15 protein-coding genes are annotated in these 21,227 nt (G+C 52.3%); all 15 read left to right on the top strand.

Features of this window, described 5'->3' with window-relative positions:
- The first annotated feature begins 2 nt into the window (after positions 1-2).
- The 15 genes from EGM51_09510 (at position 3) to EGM51_09440 (ending at position 21,133) form a co-directional block, all read left to right on the top strand.
- Positions 3-650, top strand: a complete 648-nt coding sequence (locus tag EGM51_09510) for a DsbA family oxidoreductase (protein QBG47617.1) — start codon at positions 3-5, stop codon at positions 648-650.
- 191 nt (positions 651-841) lie between these two features.
- Positions 842-2,062, top strand: a complete 1,221-nt coding sequence (locus EGM51_09505) for an efflux RND transporter periplasmic adaptor subunit (GenBank protein QBG49287.1) — start codon at positions 842-844, stop codon at positions 2,060-2,062.
- Between the two features lie 35 nt (positions 2,063-2,097).
- Entirely contained in the window at positions 2,098-5,253 is a 3,156-nt protein-coding gene (locus EGM51_09500) for a multidrug efflux RND transporter permease subunit (GenBank protein ID QBG47616.1), read from the top strand.
- Positions 5,250-6,593 (top strand): TolC family protein, encoded by a 1,344-nt coding sequence (locus EGM51_09495; protein QBG47615.1) that lies wholly within the window; start codon positions 5,250-5,252, stop codon positions 6,591-6,593. Before EGM51_09500 ends, EGM51_09495 begins: the two co-directional genes overlap by 4 nt.
- Before the next feature lie 408 nt (positions 6,594-7,001).
- Positions 7,002-7,322: a hypothetical protein gene (locus EGM51_09490; GenBank protein QBG47614.1), complete on the top strand. Its 321-nt coding sequence runs from the start codon at positions 7,002-7,004 to the stop codon at positions 7,320-7,322.
- Between the two features lie 104 nt (positions 7,323-7,426).
- Positions 7,427-8,221, top strand: coding sequence for a hydroxyethylthiazole kinase (locus tag EGM51_09485; GenBank protein ID QBG47613.1), 795 nt, complete (start codon positions 7,427-7,429; stop codon positions 8,219-8,221).
- 2 nt (positions 8,222-8,223) lie between these two features.
- Positions 8,224-8,871, top strand: coding sequence for a thiamine phosphate synthase (gene thiE, locus EGM51_09480; GenBank protein QBG47612.1), 648 nt, complete (start codon positions 8,224-8,226; stop codon positions 8,869-8,871).
- Positions 8,872-9,339: 468 nt separating this feature from the next.
- Complete coding sequence (locus tag EGM51_09475; GenBank protein ID QBG47611.1) at positions 9,340-12,213, top strand: DEAD/DEAH box helicase; 2,874 nt, start codon at positions 9,340-9,342, stop codon at positions 12,211-12,213.
- A 13-nt stretch (positions 12,214-12,226) separates the two neighbouring features.
- A complete protein-coding gene (locus tag EGM51_09470) occupies positions 12,227-15,382 on the top strand; it encodes a site-specific DNA-methyltransferase (protein ID QBG47610.1) in 3,156 nt (1,051 codons plus the stop codon).
- Positions 15,360-16,064 (top strand): DUF3800 domain-containing protein, encoded by a 705-nt coding sequence (locus EGM51_09465; GenBank protein QBG47609.1) that lies wholly within the window; start codon positions 15,360-15,362, stop codon positions 16,062-16,064. The genes EGM51_09470 and EGM51_09465 overlap by 23 nt, the downstream gene beginning before the upstream one ends.
- 9 nt (positions 16,065-16,073) lie before the next feature.
- Positions 16,074-16,556, top strand: coding sequence for a hypothetical protein (locus tag EGM51_09460; GenBank protein QBG47608.1), 483 nt, complete (start codon positions 16,074-16,076; stop codon positions 16,554-16,556).
- Positions 16,557-16,694: 138 nt separating this feature from the next.
- Positions 16,695-19,865, top strand: a complete 3,171-nt coding sequence (locus EGM51_09455) for a restriction endonuclease subunit R (GenBank protein ID QBG47607.1) — start codon at positions 16,695-16,697, stop codon at positions 19,863-19,865.
- A gap of 161 nt (positions 19,866-20,026) precedes the next feature.
- Positions 20,027-20,278, top strand: a complete 252-nt coding sequence (locus tag EGM51_09450) for a type II toxin-antitoxin system HicA family toxin (protein ID QBG47606.1) — start codon at positions 20,027-20,029, stop codon at positions 20,276-20,278.
- On the top strand, positions 20,275-20,736 hold the full coding sequence (locus tag EGM51_09445) for a type II toxin-antitoxin system HicB family antitoxin (protein QBG47605.1): 462 nt from the start codon (positions 20,275-20,277) through the stop codon (positions 20,734-20,736). The genes EGM51_09450 and EGM51_09445 overlap by 4 nt, the downstream gene beginning before the upstream one ends.
- Positions 20,720-21,133 (top strand): hypothetical protein, encoded by a 414-nt coding sequence (locus EGM51_09440; GenBank protein QBG47604.1) that lies wholly within the window; start codon positions 20,720-20,722, stop codon positions 21,131-21,133. The genes EGM51_09445 and EGM51_09440 overlap by 17 nt, the downstream gene beginning before the upstream one ends.
- Positions 21,134-21,227: the final 94 nt, after the last annotated feature.

Here is a 21,227-nt window from a genome sequence, read left to right as displayed (position 1 = left end):
GTATGTGTGCAGCAATTAAAGTGGATATTCTTTCGGATGTGGTCTGTCCGTGGTGTGTGATCGGTTTCCGGCGATTGGAAAAAGCGATTGCGGATCGGGGCATGGAAAAGGCGGTTCAATTTGAATGGCATCCGTTTGAGCTAAACCCCGACATGCCGCCCGAAGGGGAAAATCTGTTGGTGCACATGGCACGGAAATATGGGTCGGTCCCGGAGCAGGGACATCGCTTTCGTGCGGAGCTGGCCGAACGCGGGGCTGAGCTGGATTTTACGTTCCGCTTTTTCGATGACATGAACATTGTCAATACGCGGGATGCCCATATCCTGCTCGATTATGCAAAAGGGCAGGGGCGTCAGACGGAGTTGCAGAGGCGTCTGTTTGCCGCCTATTTTTCGGAGTATAAAGATATCGCCGACCGGGAAGTGCTGAAGGGTGAGCTGGAGCAACTGGATTTCAATGCCGGTGAGGCCTTGCGGGTCTTGCGGGATGATGAGATCCGACAGCGAATTCGCGGGCAGGAGAAATTCTGGGTTGAACGGGGCGTTTCCGGCGTGCCCACCATGATCTTTAATCAGGCGGTCGTACTCAACGGTGCACAGCCGGCTTCCGTATATGGCGATATACTGGATGATTTCAGGGGGCAGTTTTAACGTGCTGACCCTTGCGTATCTTACGTTTTATCAGGGTGTAGAAACTTAATCTGAATGTTTTCAGACCGATGCGGTCCAAAATGACTTATAAATAGAACTTGAATGGTCCTTCAAGAAAAACTAAAAGCCACACCCAACAGATGACAAAACCCTTGTTAGGGAAATTTTTTTAACGGAGACTGAAAATGAGCATGACTGAAAAAGAAGAGCAGGCGGTGGCAGCATCTCGGCGTAAGCCAGTTGTTATTTCATTGGCCGTCTTTGGTATTCTGGTGGTTGGGGGCATCTTTTTCGCCGCGCGGCAGGCGCAGGCAGATACGGAAGCACCGGTCGCCGTACCACCGGCCCGGGAGGTTGAGGTGGGCCTTGTGACGAAAACACTGACGCGGACGTGGCGTGAATTTTCCGGTCGTCTGGCGGCGGTAGACCGCGCGGAAATCCGCCCGCAGGTCAGCGGGGCTGTAACAGAAATCCGTTTTACGGACGGACAGCGGGTGGAAAAGGGTGATGTTCTTTTTGTCATCGATCCGCGTCCCTATGCGGCGGCCGTGCAGCAGGCGGAAGCGGAGCTTTCATCGGCCCGGGCCCAGAGTGAACTTGCGCAGACCCTGCTGGAGCGGGCGGAAGCGTTGATTAAGGAATCTGCAATCGCACAGCGGTTGTATGACGAACGCGCCAGCAATGCGCAATTGACCAAAGCGGCGGTCCTGGCAGCTGAAGCCCGTCTGGAGCAGGCCCGTCTTAACCTGGACTATGCCTATATCAAGGCCCCTTTTTCCGGCCGACTCAGCCGCGCCGAAATTACGCTGGGCAATCTGGTCTCTGCAGGGCCGACCGCGCCGTTGCTGACGACACTGGTTTCTGATGAGGGCATTTATGCTGAATTTGAGGTCGATGAAAAAACCTATATGGACCATATCCACATTGCCACAGGGATTCGGAACCGAGAGATCAACATTCCGGTAGAGATTACTATCGGGGCCGGGCAGAACCGTTATGAAGGTTTCGTCCACAGTCTGGATAATCAGATTGATGCTTCCTCAGGCACGATTCGCGGCCGCGCCTTTTTTCCGAATGAAAATGCTGAGCTGGTTCCGGGGATGTTTGTCCGCGTGAACCTGGGGTCACCGGAAAAGCAGGAGCATATTCTGCTGAATGAAAAGGCGATCGGAACCAATCAGAGCCGTAAGTATGTCTATGTGGTGAATCAGGACAACGTTGCGGAATACCGGGAGGTTATTCTGGGAGAACATATTGCCGGCCGCCGTGTGATTGAAAGCGGGCTGGAAGAAGGCGAAATGGTCATCACCGCCGGACTGATGCGTATCCGTCCGGGCATGCCCGTTGAACCCAGAATTAAAACGGCGGAACTGACCGCCGATACCGACCGCAGGCTTTCGGTCAGTAACTGACCCGGCCGCTGCATCGCATTAACCAGGATTAATTCATGAATCTTTCCCGTTATTTTGTAGACCGTCCGATTTTTGCATCGGTTCTTTCCCTGCTTGTTTTAATCGGCGGCCTGCTCGCCATGTTCAAACTGCCCGTGGCGGAATATCCGGAAGTCACGCCGCCGTCGGTGGTGGTGAATGCCTCGTTCCCGGGGGCGAACCCTACAGAAATTGCCGAAACGGTGGCGACGCCGCTCGAGGAGCAGATCAACGGCGTTGAAAACATGCTGTACATGAATTCGCTCGCGACTTCCGACGGTTCGTTGACGCTGCGCGTGACCTTTGCCATCGGAACCGATCCGGACCTGGCGCAGCAGCTGGTACAGAACCGGGTGACTCAGGCGATGCCGCGTCTGCCGGATGTTACGCGCTCGCTTGGGGTCACGGTCACGAAGAGTTCGCCTGATCTGACGATGGTGATTCATCTGCACTCGCCGGATGACCGCTATGACATGCTTTACCTTCGGAACTATGCCAGCCTGCACATCAAAGACGAGCTGGCCAAGATCGGCGGCGTTGGTGAGGTCCGTGCATTCGGGGCAGGGGATTATGCGATGCGCGTATGGCTCGATCCGAACCGGGTGGCTGAACTCGGCATGACGCCATCTGAAGTGGTGGATGCCATCCGTCGCCAGAACGTGCAGGTGGCGGCCGGACTGATTGGCGGTCCGCCGTACGACGATTCGGTGCAGGTGCAGATGCCGGTAAATGTAAAGGGCCGTTTGCAGTCGGCAGAGGAGTTCGGCCGGGTCATCATCAAACGCAGTGAAGACGGTGTGGTTACACGGTTGAACGATGTGGCGCGGATTGAGCTGGATGCCCAGAGCTATTCCCTGAGGTCGCTGCTCGACGGCAGTCAGGCTGTGGCTATTCCCATTTTTGCCTCACCGGGAGCCAATGCGCTGCAGATTTCCGCAGATGTACGCGCCGCGATGGAGCGGCTGCAGGAAGATATGCCCGAGGGTGTAACCTATTCGATTGTCTACGACCCGACGGTTTTTGTTCGTAAATCCATCGACTCGGTGATCAGCAGTCTGTTTCAATCGGTCCTGCTGGTGGCACTGGTGGTGATCATCTTTCTGCAGAACTGGCGTGTCTCCATCATTCCGCTGTTTGCCGTTCCGGTTTCCATTATCGGAACCTTTGCCTTTATGCTGATGTTCGGATTTTCGATTAATGTCCTCTCGCTGTTCGGGTTGATTCTGGCCATCGGGATTGTCGTCGATGATGCAATTGTGGTGGTGGAAAACGTCGACCGGAATGTAGCTGCAGGGCTGCCGCCGCGCGAGGCGACGATTAAAGCAATGAAAGAGGTGACCGGTCCTGTGATTGCCACCACGATGGTGCTGGCCGGCGTATTTATTCCGATTGCGTTTATCAGCGGACTGACCGGTCAGTTCTATCGCCAGTTTGCACTGACCATTGCCATTGCGGCATTCATCTCCACGTTTAATTCACTCACATTAAGCCCGGCCATGTCGGCACTGCTGCTGCGGTCGCCGGATGCGCCCCGGGACCGGTTTACCCGGTTTATGGATTTTGCTTTCGGCTGGTTTTTCCGCGGTTTCAACCGGATGTTCGACCGCAATCAGCGGGACTATGAAAAAACGCTGAAAGGTGTGACCCGGCATAAAACGGTTTCGATGGTGATCTACGCTCTGCTTGTGGTTCTGGCCGTCTTCTCGTTCAAACTGGTGCCGAAAGGTTTTGTGCCCTTGCAGGACAAGCAGTATCTGATCAGTTTCGCCGTGCTTCCGCCGGGGGCCACGCTGGAGCGGACCGAGGATGTGCTGCGCGAAATGCATGCGATCATGAAAACTGAAGAAGGTGTGAAACATGCCGTGATGTTCCCGGGGCTGTCGATCAACGGCTTTGTGAATTCTCCCGGTGCGGGGATTTCATTTATTCCTCTGGAGGACTTTGAAGACCGCAAAGACGAAGGGCTGGACGCAAAATCGATTGCCGCCAGACTGCAACAGCGGTTCAATGAAATCGACGGAGCCTATATTGCGGTCTTCCCGCCGCCGCCCGTGCGCGGCCTTGGTAGACTGGGCGGTTTTAAACTCCAGATTGAAGACCGCGCCGATCAGGGCACCCGGGCTTTGGACGACGCGGTGCAGGCGGTACTGAAAAAAGCCAATGCCCATCCGGCGCTGACCGGGGTGTTTTCGAGTTATAATGTTAATTTCCCGCAACTGATGGTGGAGGTGGACCGGACCAAGGCCGAGCAGCTCGGTGTGCCGGTGGATGAATTGTTCCGCACGATGCAGGTGTATCTGGGGTCACTTTACGTGAATGATTTCAATCAGTTCGGTCGCACGTATCAGGTGATCGCACAGGCGGATAAACGCTTCCGCTCTCAGCCGGGTGATATTGCCCGGCTGCAGACCCGTAATCTGGACGGCAATATGGTGCCGCTCGGGGCGATGGTGGATGTGCAGGAATCCTACGGGCCCGAAACAGCAATGCGCTACAATTCCTTTCTGGCCGCCGATATTAACGGCAATGCGGCACCCGGCTATTCTTCGGGACAGGCGCAGGATGCCATCACGCAGATTCTGGACGAAACCCTCCCGCAGGGCATGGATTATGACTGGACCGAGATGACTTATCAGGAAAAGCTGGCCGGTAATACGGCGATCTATATTTTTCCCCTCTGCCTGCTGCTGATCTTCCTGATTCTGGCGGCCCAGTATGAAAGCCTGACGATGCCGCTGGCGGTGATTCTGATTGTTCCGATGAGTATGCTTTCGGCGATGTTCGGGTTATGGGTCACCGGGGCGGATAACAATATCTTCACGCAGATTGCGTTGTTTGTGCTCGCGGGTCTTGCGAGTAAAAACGCCATCCTGATTGTGGAATTTGCCCGCGAGCTGGAGCGGCAGGGAGAGACCATCGTGCAGGCCGCCGTCAATGCCTCGCGCATGCGGCTGCGGCCGATTCTGATGACCTCCGTTTCGTTTATCGCCGGGGTGCTGCCGCTGATGCTCAGTACAGGGGCCGGTTCGGAAATGCGCCGCGCCATCGGTCTGGCGGTCTTTTCGGGCATGGTCGGCGTGACCCTGTTCGGGCTGGTTTTTACCCCGATTTTTTACATCGTGCTACGGCAGGGCGAGATCCGCCGGTCGAAAAAGAAGGAACGGATTGCATGAAACTAAACATACTTTGGATATTGCCGCTGCTGCTTACCGGCTGTGTGACCCGGCAGGAACTGCCCGAACTGAAACAGCCCGGAAAATGGGAGGTCTCCGCCGCGACGGTGAGTACGAATGAGCTTTCGGTCTGGTGGACTTCGTTTAACGATCCGGTGTTGGCCGACCTGGTGGAAACCGCGCTGACCAACAGTCCGCAGCAGCGTATTGCCGCTGCGCGCATTCGTGAGGCGCGCGGGATACGCCGATCGGCCAGAGCCGGTCTTTTTCCTGGCTTTGGAATCAGTGGGGATGCGGGACGCGAGCGTGAGGCACTTACGGAATCAACCGGCAATTTTTATACGGCAGGTTTTGATGCTTCCTACGAAGTTGATCTGTTCGGCAGAAACCGGAATACGCTGGATGCGGCGGATGCGCAGCTGCGGGCGCTGGAGGCCGATCTCCAGTGGGTGGAACTTTCGCTTGCGGCGGAGGTGGTCCGCACGTATATCGATTTCCGCTCCGCCGAAAAACAGCGTGCTATTGCGGAAAAGAACCTGAAGGCGCAGGAGGATACGCTGAAGCTGGTGGAACAGCAGCATACCCACGGTGAAGCACCGCGGCTGGATGTGGAGCGTTCGGAGAGTCTGGTGAATACGACGCGTGCGTCGATTCCTGAATTTCAGCGGCTGGCGGAAAATGCGCGGCTTCAGCTGGCTGTACTGCTGGGGCTTCTTCCGCAGGAGATGCCTGAGCTGAACCGGGAGGCAGGGGTGGAGATTCCGGGGGCCGATGTTAATGCTTTGCTGCTGGCTCCGGCTGATGTGATGGCCGGACGTCCGGATATCCGCCGCGCCGCTGCGGTGCTTGAAGCCGATTCTGCACTGGTCGATGTTTCAGTGGCGGAGCTCTATCCGACGATCAGTCTGAGCGGTTTTTTCGGTTTTGCTGACGGCGTTCTGTTCGATTCCGCCCGAATCTGGCAGGGGGCTGTTGACGGGGCGGTCAACCTGATTGATTTCGGCCGTATTGAAGGACGGATTGATGCTGCGGAAGCACGTGAAAAGCAGGCCTATGAACAGATGCGGCAGACGGTGCTGCAGGCGGTGGCTAATGTGGAGAGTGCCATGACCGACTATGCCCGCATCCGTGAGCGGCGCGGTTCACTTGAGAAGGCATATGAAAATTCCGCACGGGCACTGAAGCTTTCGGAAATGCTGTTTCGCGAGGGCGAGGTTTCGTTCCTTGATGTGCTCGATGCGCAGCGCACGGCGAATAATGCCGATTCCGCACTGGCGGCCGCCGAGGCGGAACAGGCGAAAAGTGTGGTCCGGCTCTATAAATCGCTGGGGATCTACTAAGGGATTTCGAGGGCACTTTTTCAGTTTCCGAAGCGAGAATAAAACAGCTCCAAACCGGTAATCTAGCTTTAGAAACCGGTTTGAAATGTGGAATTCGAGCTTTACGCGGGTTGGGGCAATGGTTGTGCCGATGTTGTAAGTCGCTCTAAATAAGCCAGAAAGCAAAAAAACCTTACAATATATCACTAAATCACATGAAAATAAAACAAAAAAAATACTGCAGTGTCCGCTCAGGATGATCTATAAGCCGGGGCAATTGAACGGAAGAACGGGTTTTATCTTAAATAAAAATAAAAAGATTTAATATTTATACTGAAAGAAAGATGAAGATTCGTCGGTGCCGGATAAAGCCGGTGCCGTGATTCCGGTGAATGAAATTTTTAATTTTTGAAGAAAGGAAAACAGACCATGAAAACGAACATCATGAAAGAACGAGAAAGCGATAGAACTGCAGGCGATGCCATCACGTTTGGCGCATTGCTGCTGGCACCGGCCGTCGGGCTGATTGTGGCCCTGGTTGCGCATCGGATGATCGATGCCCGTTTCTCTGAGGTCCTGTTTGTCTCGCTGCTGGCGGTTGCACCGATTTGTATTGTCGGGGAATTGATCCGGTGGACCGTACAGACCCGGAATCCGATGCGGAAACGGATCGGTTATAACCGCCGCGATCCGGAGCGGCTGCCGCACTTTGTGCCGCCGGGACTGCAGTCCGATTCCCGGAACCGCTGAATGAACGGATTATTCCGTTTCCGGAGTTGATCCGGTGAAGGTTAAAGCGTAGCTCTTTAAGGGTTACGCTTTTTTTATGATTAACCTTTGCCGGATCGAAAACGATGAAAGAAAAACTTTGGAAACATATTTCTACCGTTCGCACTCAGTCTCCGCTGGTACACAATATTACCAACTATGTGGTGATGAATAATACCGCCAATGCATTGCTGGCGGTCGGGGCCTCGCCGATCATGGCTCATGCCCTCCAGGAAATAGATGAAATGGTTGCGCTCTGCAGCGCACTTGTGGTGAATATCGGAACCTTGGATCATGCGTGGTCCGATGCCATGCTGCAGGCGGCCTGCCGGGCGCGGGCGCTTAAAAAACCGTGGATTCTCGATCCCGTCGGTGCCGGAGCCACTTCGTATCGCGATGAGGTATTATCGCGGCTCATCGCCCTGCGCCCGACGGCGATTCGCGGCAACGCCTCCGAAATTCTGGCGCTGGCCAATGCGAATCAAAGCAAAACCAAAGGGGTCGACAGCACCGCGCAGAGTCAGGAGGCACTGGATGCCGCGCGGGCCCTCCATAAACTCACCGGAGCGGTGGTGGGCATTTCCGGCGAAACCGATTTTATAGTCTCCGACCAGTCCGTTATTCAGATTCACAACGGTACACCGCTGATGACACGCGTTACCGGACTCGGCTGTTCCGCCACTGCCCTGATCGGCGCCTTTCTCGCGGTGACTGAAAGTAAAATTGAAGCGATGACTGCGGCAGTTGCATTGCTGAGCATCGCCGGTGAACTCGCCGAAAAATCCAGTAGCGGTCCCGGCAGTCTGCAGATGAACCTGCTTGATAAACTTTACAATCTGACCGAAGACGAATTCAAAAACACCCTGCGCATCGCGTGCTGACCATGGCCGATCCGTTTCCCTATCGCTTATATCTGGTGATCTCCGAGGCCGACTGCTCCGGGCGCGATTTTGTTGAGGTCGCCGAGCAGGCGGTACAGGGCGGTGTCGATCTCGTGCAGCTGCGCGAAAAACACGCCGCGCCCGACGAATTTCTCCACAAAGCAGAACGCCTGCAGACGATGCTGCAGTCCTATGATGTTCCCCTGATCATCAACGATAATCTCGATGTCGCCATGCAGTCCGGTGCCTTCGGCATTCACGTCGGCCGCAGCGATATTGCCCCCGCTCACATTCGCTCCGTCTGGGCGGATTGCGGCTCGCTCGGCTATTCCATTGAGCACCTCGATCAGCTTGAAACGCAGGACGCGGAACTTTCCGACTGCTTCGGCATCAGCCCCGTCTTTAAGACGCCGACCAAAACCGATACCATCACCGAATGGGGCCTCGACGGCATCCGCACTATCCGTCAGCGCACCGACAAACCCCTCATCGCCATCGGCCGCATCAGCGCCGACAACGCCGCCGACGTCATCCGCGCCGGCGCCGACTGCCTCGCCGTCGTCTCCGCCATCTGCCAGGCCCCCGACCCCAAACAGGCCGCCCGCCAAATCAGGGGTCAAATCGATCAGGCTTTGCACCCGGTCCGCTGAGAGAAAAATTTCCCAAAGGTTGGGAAAATTCCAAGGGCACAGAGCTCTGGTTTGCCGCAGCACTGCTTTTGTGTCTTCCTGACTGTTGCATTAGTTTTATTCTTGGGGAGTAATAAGGGCGGTGGACGATTTAAAGAGCTATCTGGAACCGATCTAACGCTATAGATGCGTCTGTCGCTTTAGATGTTCCGGAGCTTTGGCGGATCATCATACGGGACGGAACCAGAACCGGTATAGCAGACTCTGTGAGGGCTCTTCGAGTGCTCTCAGACCGTCGAATCCTACCTTTTTGCCGCTGATTACAGAAAAACAGGTCGGTATTTTATCCAGGTAGAGCTTGGGCGGCTCTGATCCTTGACCCGTTTAACACGAATATTGACAGTGCCGGGTTGGATCTTCTTTTTATTTCCTTATCCAAAGCTCGGAACTTTTATGTAAAATAGTTCCAACCATTGGAAAATTATACCTATGTTAACCGGATATCACGCAAAATACTATGCTTACGAGCTTATGAAGCAGGGCGGAGAGGGAGTTGAGCGCCTTTCGCGTTCTCTTTTTGATGCCGCCGTTGATCTGAACCCGCATCAGATCGATGCTGCGCTGTTTGCGCTGCGCTCTCCGCTGACCAAAGGCGTTTTGCTGGCCGATGAGGTCGGATTAGGAAAAACCATTGAGGCCGGTCTGGTACTTTGCCAGTTATGGGCAGAACGTAAGCGCAAGCTGCTGATTATTTGTCCCGCCGCTTTGCGTAAACAGTGGTCTTTGGAACTGGATGAAAAATTTAATTTGCCGTCCATTGTGCTCGATTCAAAATCATTTCGGGATGCGCAGAAAGACGGATCGATTAATCCGTTTGACGGAAAAAGAATCATTATCTGCTCCATGCACTTCGCCGCCCGAAATGCGGATTTGGTCCAGGCTGTACAGTGGGACATGACGGTGATTGATGAGGCGCACAAACTGCGGAATTCCTATCGTGAGAGCAACCGCATCGGGCAGAATATCCGATTTGCTTTGGAGGATGCTCGAAAAATTTTACTGACCGCAACACCGTTGCAAAATTCATTGCTGGAACTGTATGGACTTTGTTCACTGCTCGATGAGCGAATTTTTGCGGATGTTCCTTCATTTCGAACTCAATACATGAACTCGGATGGCGACTTGCTCGGTCTGAAGCAGCGTCTGGGTTCGTTTTGTAAACGCACATTGCGTGAACAGGTCCAGGAATATGTGCCCTATACCAACCGGAAACTGATTACCCGCCCGTTTGAACCGACCGATCAGGAGCAGAAACTATACAAAGCAGTATCGGCATTCCTTCAGCGCAAAGACACCTATGCCATGCCGTACCGGCAAAAGCACCTGACAGCGCTGATTGTTCGCAAGCTGCTGGCCTCTTCGCCGCTGGCCGTGGCCGGAACTCTGGAGGCCATGCGTAAACGGCTCATTGCCTTAAAGGAAACCGAACAGGATACGCCGATCATTGAAAGCATCCTTCAGGAAGAAGAGCTGGAAAACGAAATTCTCGAAGATGTTCTGGGTGATGAGCAGAGTCTTATCGATTTTGAAGGGGATTGTTCCCGGAGCATGGAAAAAATTGATCTGGTAAAGCTCCAATCTGAAATCGATGAGCTGGGTCGCTTCATTGAATGGGCGCAAAATATCGGCGTGGATACCAAAGCAAAATCGTTACTCACGGCGCTGGATGTCGGATTTGAGCAAATGGCAAAATCGGGGGCTGCCCGTAAAGCCGTTATTTTTACAGAGTCCCGCCGTACGCAGGATTATGTAAAAACATTTTTGGAAAACAACGGTTTTAAGGGAAAGGTGGTTTCTTTTAATGGAACCAATTCCGACGCGGAGGCCAGCGCGTATTACGAAGACTGGAAAAAAGTGAATCGAACAACAGGACGTGTCACGGGATCGCGGGCCGTCGACGTGCGCACGGCATTGCTGGATCGATTTAAAGAACAGGCGGAAATTTTAATTGCTACAGAAGCCGGAGCAGAAGGGATCAACCTTCAATTCTGTTCTTTGGTTGTCAACTACGATCTTCCGTGGAATCCGCAACGGGTTGAGCAGCGCATTGGGCGCTGCCACCGCTACGGACAGAGACATGATGTTGTTGTGGTCAACTTTCTGAATAAAAAGAATGAAGCCGATTGCCGTGTTTATGAGCTGCTTCAACACAAATTCAATCTGTTCGAAGGCGTTTTCGGCGCTTCGGACGAAGTTCTGGGTGTCATAGAATCCGGAATCGATTTTGAGCGCCGTATACTGGAGATCTACCAGGAGTGCCGATCACCCGAAGAAATCCAGGCGGCATTTGATCGTCTCCAGGATGAATTTGAGGAAAGCATACAGGTTCGCATGACGAATACGCGCCGGGTCTTGCTGGAAAATTTCGATGCCGATGTGCACGAGCGCCTACGCGTGCATCTTCTGGACTCGCAGGAGTTTTTAGATCGTTTCTCGCGTATGTTTTGGGCGTTGAGCAGATACGTTCTGCATTCTTGTGCATCCTTTGATGAAACCGCCCTGAAGTTTCAGCTGGATAAACCGCCCCAAGACGGTATCCGTCCCGGGGAATACTGTTTGATCTCAAAAAAGCAGACTAATCTGCCCGGCGAATTCCTCTACCGACTGTCCCATCCGCTGGGAGAATATGTGATAGAACAGGGGCGTACCATTGAAACGCCTGAAGCTCAAGTCACGTTTGATGTTTCCAGCCATCCCGTCAAAATTTCGCAGGTGGAGGTGCTGAAAGGGAAAAGCGGCTGGCTGGTGCTTGAGCAGCTCATCATTGACAGTTGCGACATAGAAGAACACCTGCTCTTTTCCGGGTTTGTTGATGACGGCCCCGCCTTGTCTCAGGAAGAATTTGAAAAACTGTTTCAGTGCAGCGGAAATTCGGCACCCCTGTCCTCAATGCCGGATGCCGTTGTCGAGCGCCTCGATAAAGAAGCTGAACGCCATGCCAACGGCGTACTCGCACAATCACTGGAGCGAAACAGTGAACATTTCAACGAAGCTCGCGAACGGCTCTGGAAATGGGCGGAAGATTTGGAGCTCGCTGCCCAGAAAGAACTCCAGAAAACAAAAGATCAGATCAAGGCGCTTAACCGCGAAGCCCGCAAAGCGGTTACGCTCGAAGAGCAGGAAGCGCTCCAGATGAAAATCCGTGAGTTCGAAAAGAAAAAACGCCGGCAGCGGCAGAAGATTTTTGATGTGGAAGACGAAATAGAGCAAAAAAGAGACCTTCTGATCGAAGACTTGGAAAAGCGCCTTTCTCAGAAGACAGAAAAACAGCGTCTTTTTACGATTCGATGGCGCGTGATTTAAAAGGATAAAAGATATGGCAACGAAACTCGACCAACTCAAAAGCAAACTGCGGGAGCTCTTTCAGCTCGACCGCCCCGATCTCGATTTCGGTTTCTACCGCGTCATGCACGCCAAACAGGCTGAAATTGAAACCTTTCTCGATAAAGATCTGCTACCGCAGGTAAAGGCCGGACTGGCCGCACTCAAAGATAATGGCAGCGCCGAACTGGCTGAGGCCATCAAGCAGGCCGAGGCGCTGGGCGTCGATCCCGACACCGTGCCCAAGGTGCAGGAACTGAAGGCCAGGCTGGGCGAACCGGTTGATCTGGCCAAGACCGAGGACGCGATCTATTCCCACCTGATCCGCTTTTTTTCCCGCTATTACGACGCCGGCGACTTCATTTCCATGCGCCGCTACAAAGAGGGCGTCTATGCCATTCCCTACGAAGGCGAAGAAGTGGTGCTGCATTGGGCCAACAAAGACCAGTACTACATCAAATCCTCCGAAAACCTGCGCGACTACACCGTCCGGCTGGCCGAAGGCGACGACGCGCCCCGCCTGCACTTCAAACTCGTCGAAGCCGACATCGAAAAAGACAACCGCAAAGCGGCCGACGACAAAAAGCGCCTTTTCATCTTCAATCCCGAAAAAACAGAGATTCTGGAAAATGAAGTGGTGCTCGGCTTTGAATACCGCGCCGACCCCGACAACCGCAAGCAGGAAGCTTTCATTACCGCCTGTGTCGATTATGTGAAGGAGCACGCCGCCGACTTCGGTGCTTTTGCGCCCAAACTGCTGGCGCCCAAGCCCACAGAAAAGCGCAAGGATCGTACGGTGCTCGAAAAACATTTGGTCGACTACACCGCCAAGAACTCCATGGACTATTTCATCCACAAGGACCTCGGCGGATTCCTGCGGCGCGAGCTTGACTTCTACATCAAAAACGAGGTCATGCACCTCGACGACATCGAGCACGAAACCGCGCCGCGCGTCGAAAGCTATCTTGTCCAGATCCGCGTGCTGCGCGGCATTGCCCACAAACTGATTGATTTTCTTGCCCAGTTGGAAGAGTTCCAGAAAAAACTCTGGCTCAAGAAAAAATTCGTCGTCGAATCCAACTGGTGCATCACGCTCGACCGCGTGCCGGAAAACCTGTATCCCGAAATTGCGGCCAACAAAGCGCAATGGGCCGAGTGGGAAAAGCTGGGATTTTTAGTTGGCCGCGAAAAGGCACAAAAAGACACAAAAAACGGGCAGGATGAATTGGGACTGGGCGACAACACAGTTCCAGACCTTGGAACGGTCGAATACCTGAAGGCGTTTCCCTACATGGTGATCGACACCGCGTTTTACGATGCCGAATTTAAGCAAAAGCTGCTCGCAGCCATCGACAACATCGACGAGCAGACCGATGGACTTCTCATTCATTCAGAAAACTTCCAGGCGTTGAATCTTTTACAGGAGCGTTACCGAGAACAGGTTAAATGTGTCTATTTTGACCCACCCTATAATACTGGTGATGATGGGTTTGCTTACAAAGACAATTATCAGTCCTCATCGTGGGCAACTATGATGAACCAAGCAGTTGGTAATCTGTATTGGTTTTTAGATGCTGAAGGTTCGCTCTTTGCGAATTGCGATGAGAATGAGTTTTTGAATTTTGGACACATTCTTCAGTCCGTATTTGGTGAAGAAAATCATGTGGAAACTATTACTTGGAATAAGCGTGTTCCCAAAAACGACAAAGGAATTGGGAACATTCATGAGTACATCTATTTGTTTGCCAAAGACCAAAAGCTGCGACGTTCTAAAGATCGCGGTTTCGTGATGAGAAAGGATGCTCTCGAGGATATCTATGAGCTTATCCGTAAGGAGAAATCCGCAAAAAGGGATTTAATTTCTGCCCAGAAGGCACTTAAGAAATTCTACAAAAAGCAGGGCTTTGATCGCGGAATCACCCTCTATTGTGAGCTCGATCCCAACTATGAAATATTTGGAAAAATTAATATGTCGTGGCCAAATGCAAAAACAGAAGGGCCCCGATATGAAGTCATCAGTCCCGCAACTGGGAAACCAGTCCCCATCCCAGATCGTGGCTGGCGCTGGAAGGAGGATACATTCCGTAAGGCAGAAGCGGATGGTCCTACATACAAACTTCCAGACGGCAGCGTTCTCAAAGGACGGATTTGGTATTCTCCCAAAGAAACAATTCAGCCGAGTTCAATCAACTATCTGAAAGAAGTAGAATCATTTTTACTCCGCTCAATTATCAGTCTGAAAAGTGATGGAAGCATTCAGCTCGAAAATTTGGGTTTAGGAGGAATGATCGATTATCCAAAACCCGTAAAGCTTGCTGAGTGGATCTTTTACTCAGTTGAGGAAAAAGAAGGTTTTGTTTTGGATTGTTTTGCTGGTTCAGGCACAGCAGGCCATGGACTAATGTCTTTGAATCGAGAGTATCCCGGCCAGCGTAAATTCATACTCATTGAAATGGGCGATTATTTCGATACGGTGCTCAAGCCGCGCATTCAGAAAGTGGTCTTTTCCAAAGATTGGAAAAAAGGTAAGCCGACCGATCCAAAGTCTGGAATTTCCCATTGCTTTAAATACCTGCGCCTCGAATCGTATGAGGACTGTCTGAACAATCTGGAGCTGAAGCGGACGGCGGAACAGGACGATCTGCTCAAAAAGAATGCGGCGCTTAAGGAAGACTACACGCTGCACTATATGCTCGATGTGGAGTGCAAAGGCAGCCTGCTCAATGTAAGCGCGTTCGCCGATCCGTTTTCGTACTCGCTCAAGGTGGCGACCGGCTCCGTCGGCGAAACAAAACCCGTCAACGTGGATCTGATCGAAACCTTCAATTACCTGATCGGCCTCAAGGTGCAGACGCAGGATCTCATTAAGGGCGTCACCGTGCTGACCGGTGAAAATCTGGCGGGCGAAAAAATTCTCGTGCTCTGGCGCAGGGTGGCCGAAACAGACAGCGAAGCCCTGAACGACTGGTTTGTGAAACAGGGCTACAGCACCAAAGACATGGAGTTCGACATCATCTACGTCAACGGCGACAATCACCTCGAAAACCTGCGCAAGGACGAGCAGACCTGGAAAGTCCGCCTCATCGAAGAAGAATTCATGCTCCGCATGTTCCCCGGGGAGGGTTCTAATGAAGATGGTTGTTTATTGTGACGAGAGCCGTCACGACGGCCATGGCGCCAATCCTTATATGGCCATTGGCGGGCTCTGGCTCCCTCGTGAGGACAAACCGGTTTTGTCCAAAGCTTTCCGGCGCGTGTGTGAGGAATGCGGTTTTGGATCGGAAATCAAGTGGCATAAGGTGAGCCGCTTAAAACTGGACGCATACAAGCGGCTGGTTGACTTTTTTTTCGACCACCAGCAGCTTTGCTTTCGCGTAATTCTCGTAGAGCAGGACAAGGTGGACTATGCCCGCTTCCACGGCAGTGACCGCGAGCTGGGGTTCTATAAGTTTTATTATGAAATGCTGAACCAGTGGCTGACGCAGGGCAATGAATACCTGCTGCTGCTTGATTTTAAGAAGAACAAAGGGGCCGACCGCTTTACCGAACTGCGACGCGTGTTGGAAAATAAGATTCGGGGCCGAGCCTGGATTTCAGATCTGACGGTGATCGATTCGCATCAAAGCCGCCTGATGCAGTTGGCGGATCTGCTGACCGGAGCCTGCGCGGCAGCCTGGTGCGACAACCTTCCCCCGGACTCCGCAAAACGTGACCTGATCCGCTATATTGGCGAAAAGCGGGGACGGGCCGTGACGGTTCAGTCGATCTCGTGTTCTGTTGACCAGAAGTTTAATGTCTTCAACATCCATTTTAGAACCCCAAGGGAGAGATAGCCGGTGGAGTTGGAGGAATTATTAGTCGATACGAACGGGATTTCTGACGAGGGGCTCGAAGAGCTGGGGCGGGAAATGTATCGAGAAATTTTTTTAAATAAAGGGAAAGTCGGGGAACTTACCCTGCACAATGGCGATCCGGTGGTTTTTCATGAAGACCGGTATGATCATGCGTTTCGGTGTTCGCCGAACCGTGCCCGCAATCCCCACAGCAAAAAGGCGGTGGCACGGGATCGGATTGAACGAATGCGTTGGATTAAGGCGATTTTGGAAGGGGATATTGATGATGTGGAATGCTGGATTGTTCCTCAACAGACAAAAGACCGGTTGTATGTGGTATGGAAGGAAAGATATGTGATATGGCTTTGGTCCCGAAAAGAAGGCGGGTGGCGGTTTTCTTCCGCTTATTGTGCGGGGAGGAAGGATATCCGCGGCTACACGCGCCGGGGTGTGAAGATAAAGATGAATGAAAAAAAGATGCCCCGTGATTAAACTGGTACACGGGGCCAGAAACCGTATCCGCCGCCTTGAGGCGTGGAGTCACTGCCGGAAAACCGGCATCGAGGGAAGTAACCCACATCCAGTTGAGAATGGCAATATTCAATTTTAAACGTTTTTCAGGAGAGTTCGATGGCCTCACGTAAACGAGGATCCAAAAAAGTAAAAGCCCGTTTCGACCAGCGTCTGGTGCTGTTCAACTGGATGTTGAGACTTTTTGAAGTGGCGGATTTCCACAGATTCGCCCAAGAGCTGAACGATTCGCGGTTTGAAGGGGTTGATGCTGAGGGGCGCAGCCATTTCTATTACAATCTGCGCAGTCTGGTTGGCCGCATCGCCCTGTCCAACGAGCAGCTCGAAACCTACGACGCCAATATTGTGCGCCACTGGAAGCGCATCAGCGAAAAGCGCAACCGGGAGGCCGGTCAGCCGCTCTATCCGAAATATTTCCAGTATCTTTCCCTGCTTTTTACCGAAATCTACCTCGATCGCTGGTTCACCGACAAAGAACAGCTGCTCGCCGAGCTGAACGAATTTCTGGAAACGTTCAACGCCCGGCCCGAACTGCTCGACGCGCCCGCCATCGAACCGTTCACGCTGGAGGAAATGAACAAGCTGGCCTTCTGGTGCGCCACCGGCAGCGGCAAAACCCTGCTGCTGCACGTCAACCTGCTCCAGTACCAGCACTACCTCAAAAAACACAGGAAGCAGAAAAAGCTCAACCGCGTCATTCTGCTTACGCCCAACGAAGGGCTGTCCCGTCAGCATTTGCGTGAATTTTCACTCTCCAACATTCAGGCCGAAATGTTCACCGGCGAAAGTCGCGGCCTGTTTGCCGGCCACAACATCGAGATCATCGACATCCATAAGCTGAAGGAAAAGAAAGGCGAAAAAACCTTCGCGATTGAATCGTTCGAAGGGAATAATCTCGTATTTGTCGACGAAGGGCACCGCGGCATGTCCGGTGCGGAAGAAGGGCTCTGGCTTCAACAGCGCAACAAGCTGTGCGCCGAAGGATTTTCCTTTGAGTATTCCGCCACGTTCGGTCAGGCGCTTAAAGGCAATGAGGCGCTTCAGCAGCAATATGCCCGCTGCACGCTGTTCGACTATTCCTACAAGTGGTTTTATACCGACGGTTATGGCAAGCAGTACCGCATCTACAATCTACCGAACAACGAAGAGGGGGAGCTCAAGGATCACTATCTGGCCGCCGCTCTGCTTTCCTTTTTTCAGCAACTCAAACTCTATCAGGATAAAGAGGCTGAGTTTGCTCCTTACCTGCTCGCCAAGCCGCTGTGGGTCTTTGTTGGTAACAGCGTCAACGCCGTGCGTACCGAAAAGAAAAAGCCCGTTTCCGACGTGCTCGACGTGCTTTTGTTCCTTTCCCGCTTTATTGGCAATCGCGAGCAGATGCAGGATCTGCTGGGCCGGTTGGTTTCCGGAAATGATGCTTTGACCGATGCGCAGGGGCATTCTTTGTTTAACCATACGTTCGGCTATCTCATTAAAAAGAAATATGCGCCTGCTATCCTGTACGATGAGATTCTCAAGACCCTGTTCAATGCGGACGCCGTCGCCGCCTTGCATGTCAGCGAACTCAAAAATGCCGACGGCGAAATTGCCGTGAGTATCGGTGCCGATAACGACCCCTTTGCGGTGATCAATATCGGGGACACCGCAAAATTCCGCAAACTCTGCGAGGATTATGCGGGCGATCTTCTGGTTGTAGAAGAGCGCGAATTTGCTGATTCCCTGTTCCAGTCCATTAACGACAAAAACAGCTCGGTTAATCTGCTGATTGGATCGCGAAAATTCACCGAAGGGTGGAACTCATGGCGGGTTTCTTCGATGGGTTTGATGAATATGGGAAAAACCGAGGGAGCCCAGGTGATCCAGCTCTTCGGCCGCGGTGTCCGCTTAAAAGGGAAAGACTACTGCCTTAAGCGTACCACTGCGCTGCTGGGCATTGCCGCGCCGGCTCATATCGATCAAGTGGAGACACTGCAGATTTTTGGTGTCAAAGCTGACTATATGGCCCAGTTTAAAGCCTACCTCGAAGAGGAGGGGCTGCCTACCGCCGACGACCGAGAGGAAATTATTCTTCCCGTTACCAATCTGCTCGGCACCCAAAAGCTCAAAACCATCAAATTGCAGGACGGTGTTGATTTTAAACGGCAGGCCGAAAAGCCTGTTTTGCGTCCGCCGTTGCCCGACGAGCGCATTCCCAAAGTGAACGTTGATAAATATCCCCAGCTTCAAGTTCTTCAAGCCAGAGACATGCGACAAGGCGAAGCGGTTGTAAAGCACGAAGGAAAACTGACCGTTCAGCACATCGCGTTCATGGACCTGGATTCCATTTATTTTGAACTCCAGCAATTGAAGAATGAAAGGGCTTGGTTCAACCTGGCTATTGAACGAACTCAGGTTGAACAACTGCTGAAAAATAATGATTGGTACACGCTCTATATCCCGCCGGAACAGCTCGATATTTCCAAAGCCGGTTCCTTCCGGCAGGTGCGCCTTTGGCAGGAGATTGCCGTTTCCCTGCTCAAAAAATACGCGGAACGGTTCTATACCTATAAAAAATCCGAATGGGAAAAAGATAAACTCGAATACCGCATTTTGACCCCCGACGATCCCAATTTCATTGAGGAGTACAAGCTCGCTATTGACAAATCCTGTACCGAAATCATCGAGCGCATTAACGGACTCAAAGAGGATATGGCGCAAGGTGTTTTCAAGCCGCTGGAATTTCAGGGTTTCAAAGCCATCCAGTTTGACCGCCACCTTTATAAGCCGCTTTTGCACGTCAATAGTTCTCATGTCGAAATCAAGCCGGTTGCCCTGAATCAGGGTGAACAACAGTTTGTTGTCGATGTGCAAACGTACTGCAAAGAACACCCCGAATTTTTTGAAGACGGGCGTGAGCTTTACATGCTTCGTAATATGTCGCGTGGTCACGGGATCGGCTTTTTCGAGGCCGGTAACTTCTATCCGGATTTTATTCTTTGGATTCTCGAAGGGAAAACCCAGCGCATCAATTTCATCGACCCCAAGGGCCTGCGCAATCTCCAAGGGACGCAAGATCCGAAAATCGCCTTTTACCGCACCATAAAAAACCTTGAAACCCGTCTCGGCGATCCGAATGTTATTCTGAACTCTTTTATTATATCCAACACCCCTTATGAACAGGTTTCCTGGTGGGGTGATTCGATGACACTCGAAGAATTCAACACCCACCACGTCTTCTTCATGGAAAATCAGCCCGATTATTTCCACCGGATACTCGCCAAAACCCAATAACCCCTTCAATTTTGTCAAGATTTGAGGACCAATGATTTGGATCAATGCCGCCCCGGACGGGCGGTGCAGGCGGGATGGATGCTGATTCTATGGCTTCATCCGCATCAGGCGCATTTGCAACTGAAATTCAGTTGCCTGTTTGGCGGGGAATAAGGTAGAAGATGGGCAAGAAGGAAAAAGTAAGAGCGCGGTTTGAGACGATTCCGGCGGATTTTACCAGGAAAGAACTCTGTTCGCTACTGAGTGGTTTCGGATACGTAATGATTAAAGGAAAAGGTTCCCGAAGAAAGTTTTACAAGGAAAGCACGGGGGATCTGATCAGTTTGCATGAACCGCACCCTGGATCGATCGTCAAAAAATATGCCCTTCAAGACGTTAGGGCGCATCTGCGGGAGAATGGAGAATTGAAATGAAACCTCTTCAATACAATAGCTATGTCGGCTCGGTTGATTACAGCCTTGAGGACAGATGCCTGCATGGAAAAATTCTTTATATCAATGATTTAGTGACCTACGAGGCCGAGACCGTTCCTGAACTCGAAGCGGCCTTTAGGGATTCCGTCGATGACTATCTCGAAACCTGCGCTGCGATTGGTAAGGATCCCGACAAATCCTTTAAAGGCACGTTTAATGTCCGTATGACCCCGGAGCTTCATAAAGCTGCCGCGATCGAAGCGGTACTGCAGGAAACAACGCTGAACGACTTTGTATCTCAGGCGGTTGCCGAGAAACTGGCCGGGCGTGAGGTGCACCATCACAACGAGCAGCACATTCATCTGGAGACCAGCGTAACCGAACCGCTTGATTTTGATGCGATGCGGCGGGGCGGTGGATATCGGATTGAGGAGGACGTCCGTGAATACGAAGCCTGATATTTCAGTTCATCAACTGCGGGTTACGCAGCAAACTTTCATTTCGCACAATTCCAAGCCGGCGGAGGGTAAAGGATTTGTTAATTTTCACTTTAACGATAACCGTAAAGAATGCCTGTGCGATCCGGCGAAAACCATTTGCTGGAAGGCCTCGTTGGTGGTGAAAGCCTTCAGCGGAACAGGGGAGCAACCCGATCCCGAAAAAGACCTCCTGCTGATGGAAGCAACGGCTTCTGTGGAAGGACAGTTTGAGCTTTCTGAGTCCGCCGATTTTGACGAAATTGCGGGGTTGGCCTGGTATTTTGATGAGATCTGCAGGCAAAAGCTGTTAAGTAAAATGCGGCTTCTGCTGCTGGACACTGAGTTCGCGGGCCTTCCGCTGCCAGGCGATAGTTAGTTTTTCCCGTCCCGGGGTTCCCATGGCAAGCTTCGGTTTGCATTTGGGAGGCTCGAAGACAGATTCGGAATGATCTTTATCTCTCATCATCTCG

Source organism: Verrucomicrobia bacterium S94 (assembly GCA_004299845.1).
In the GTDB taxonomy this organism is placed as follows: Bacteria; Verrucomicrobiota; Kiritimatiellia; order Kiritimatiellales; family Pontiellaceae; genus Pontiella.
Note: the sequence above shows the minus strand (reverse complement) of the source record. Positions and strands in the feature narration are given on the sequence as shown.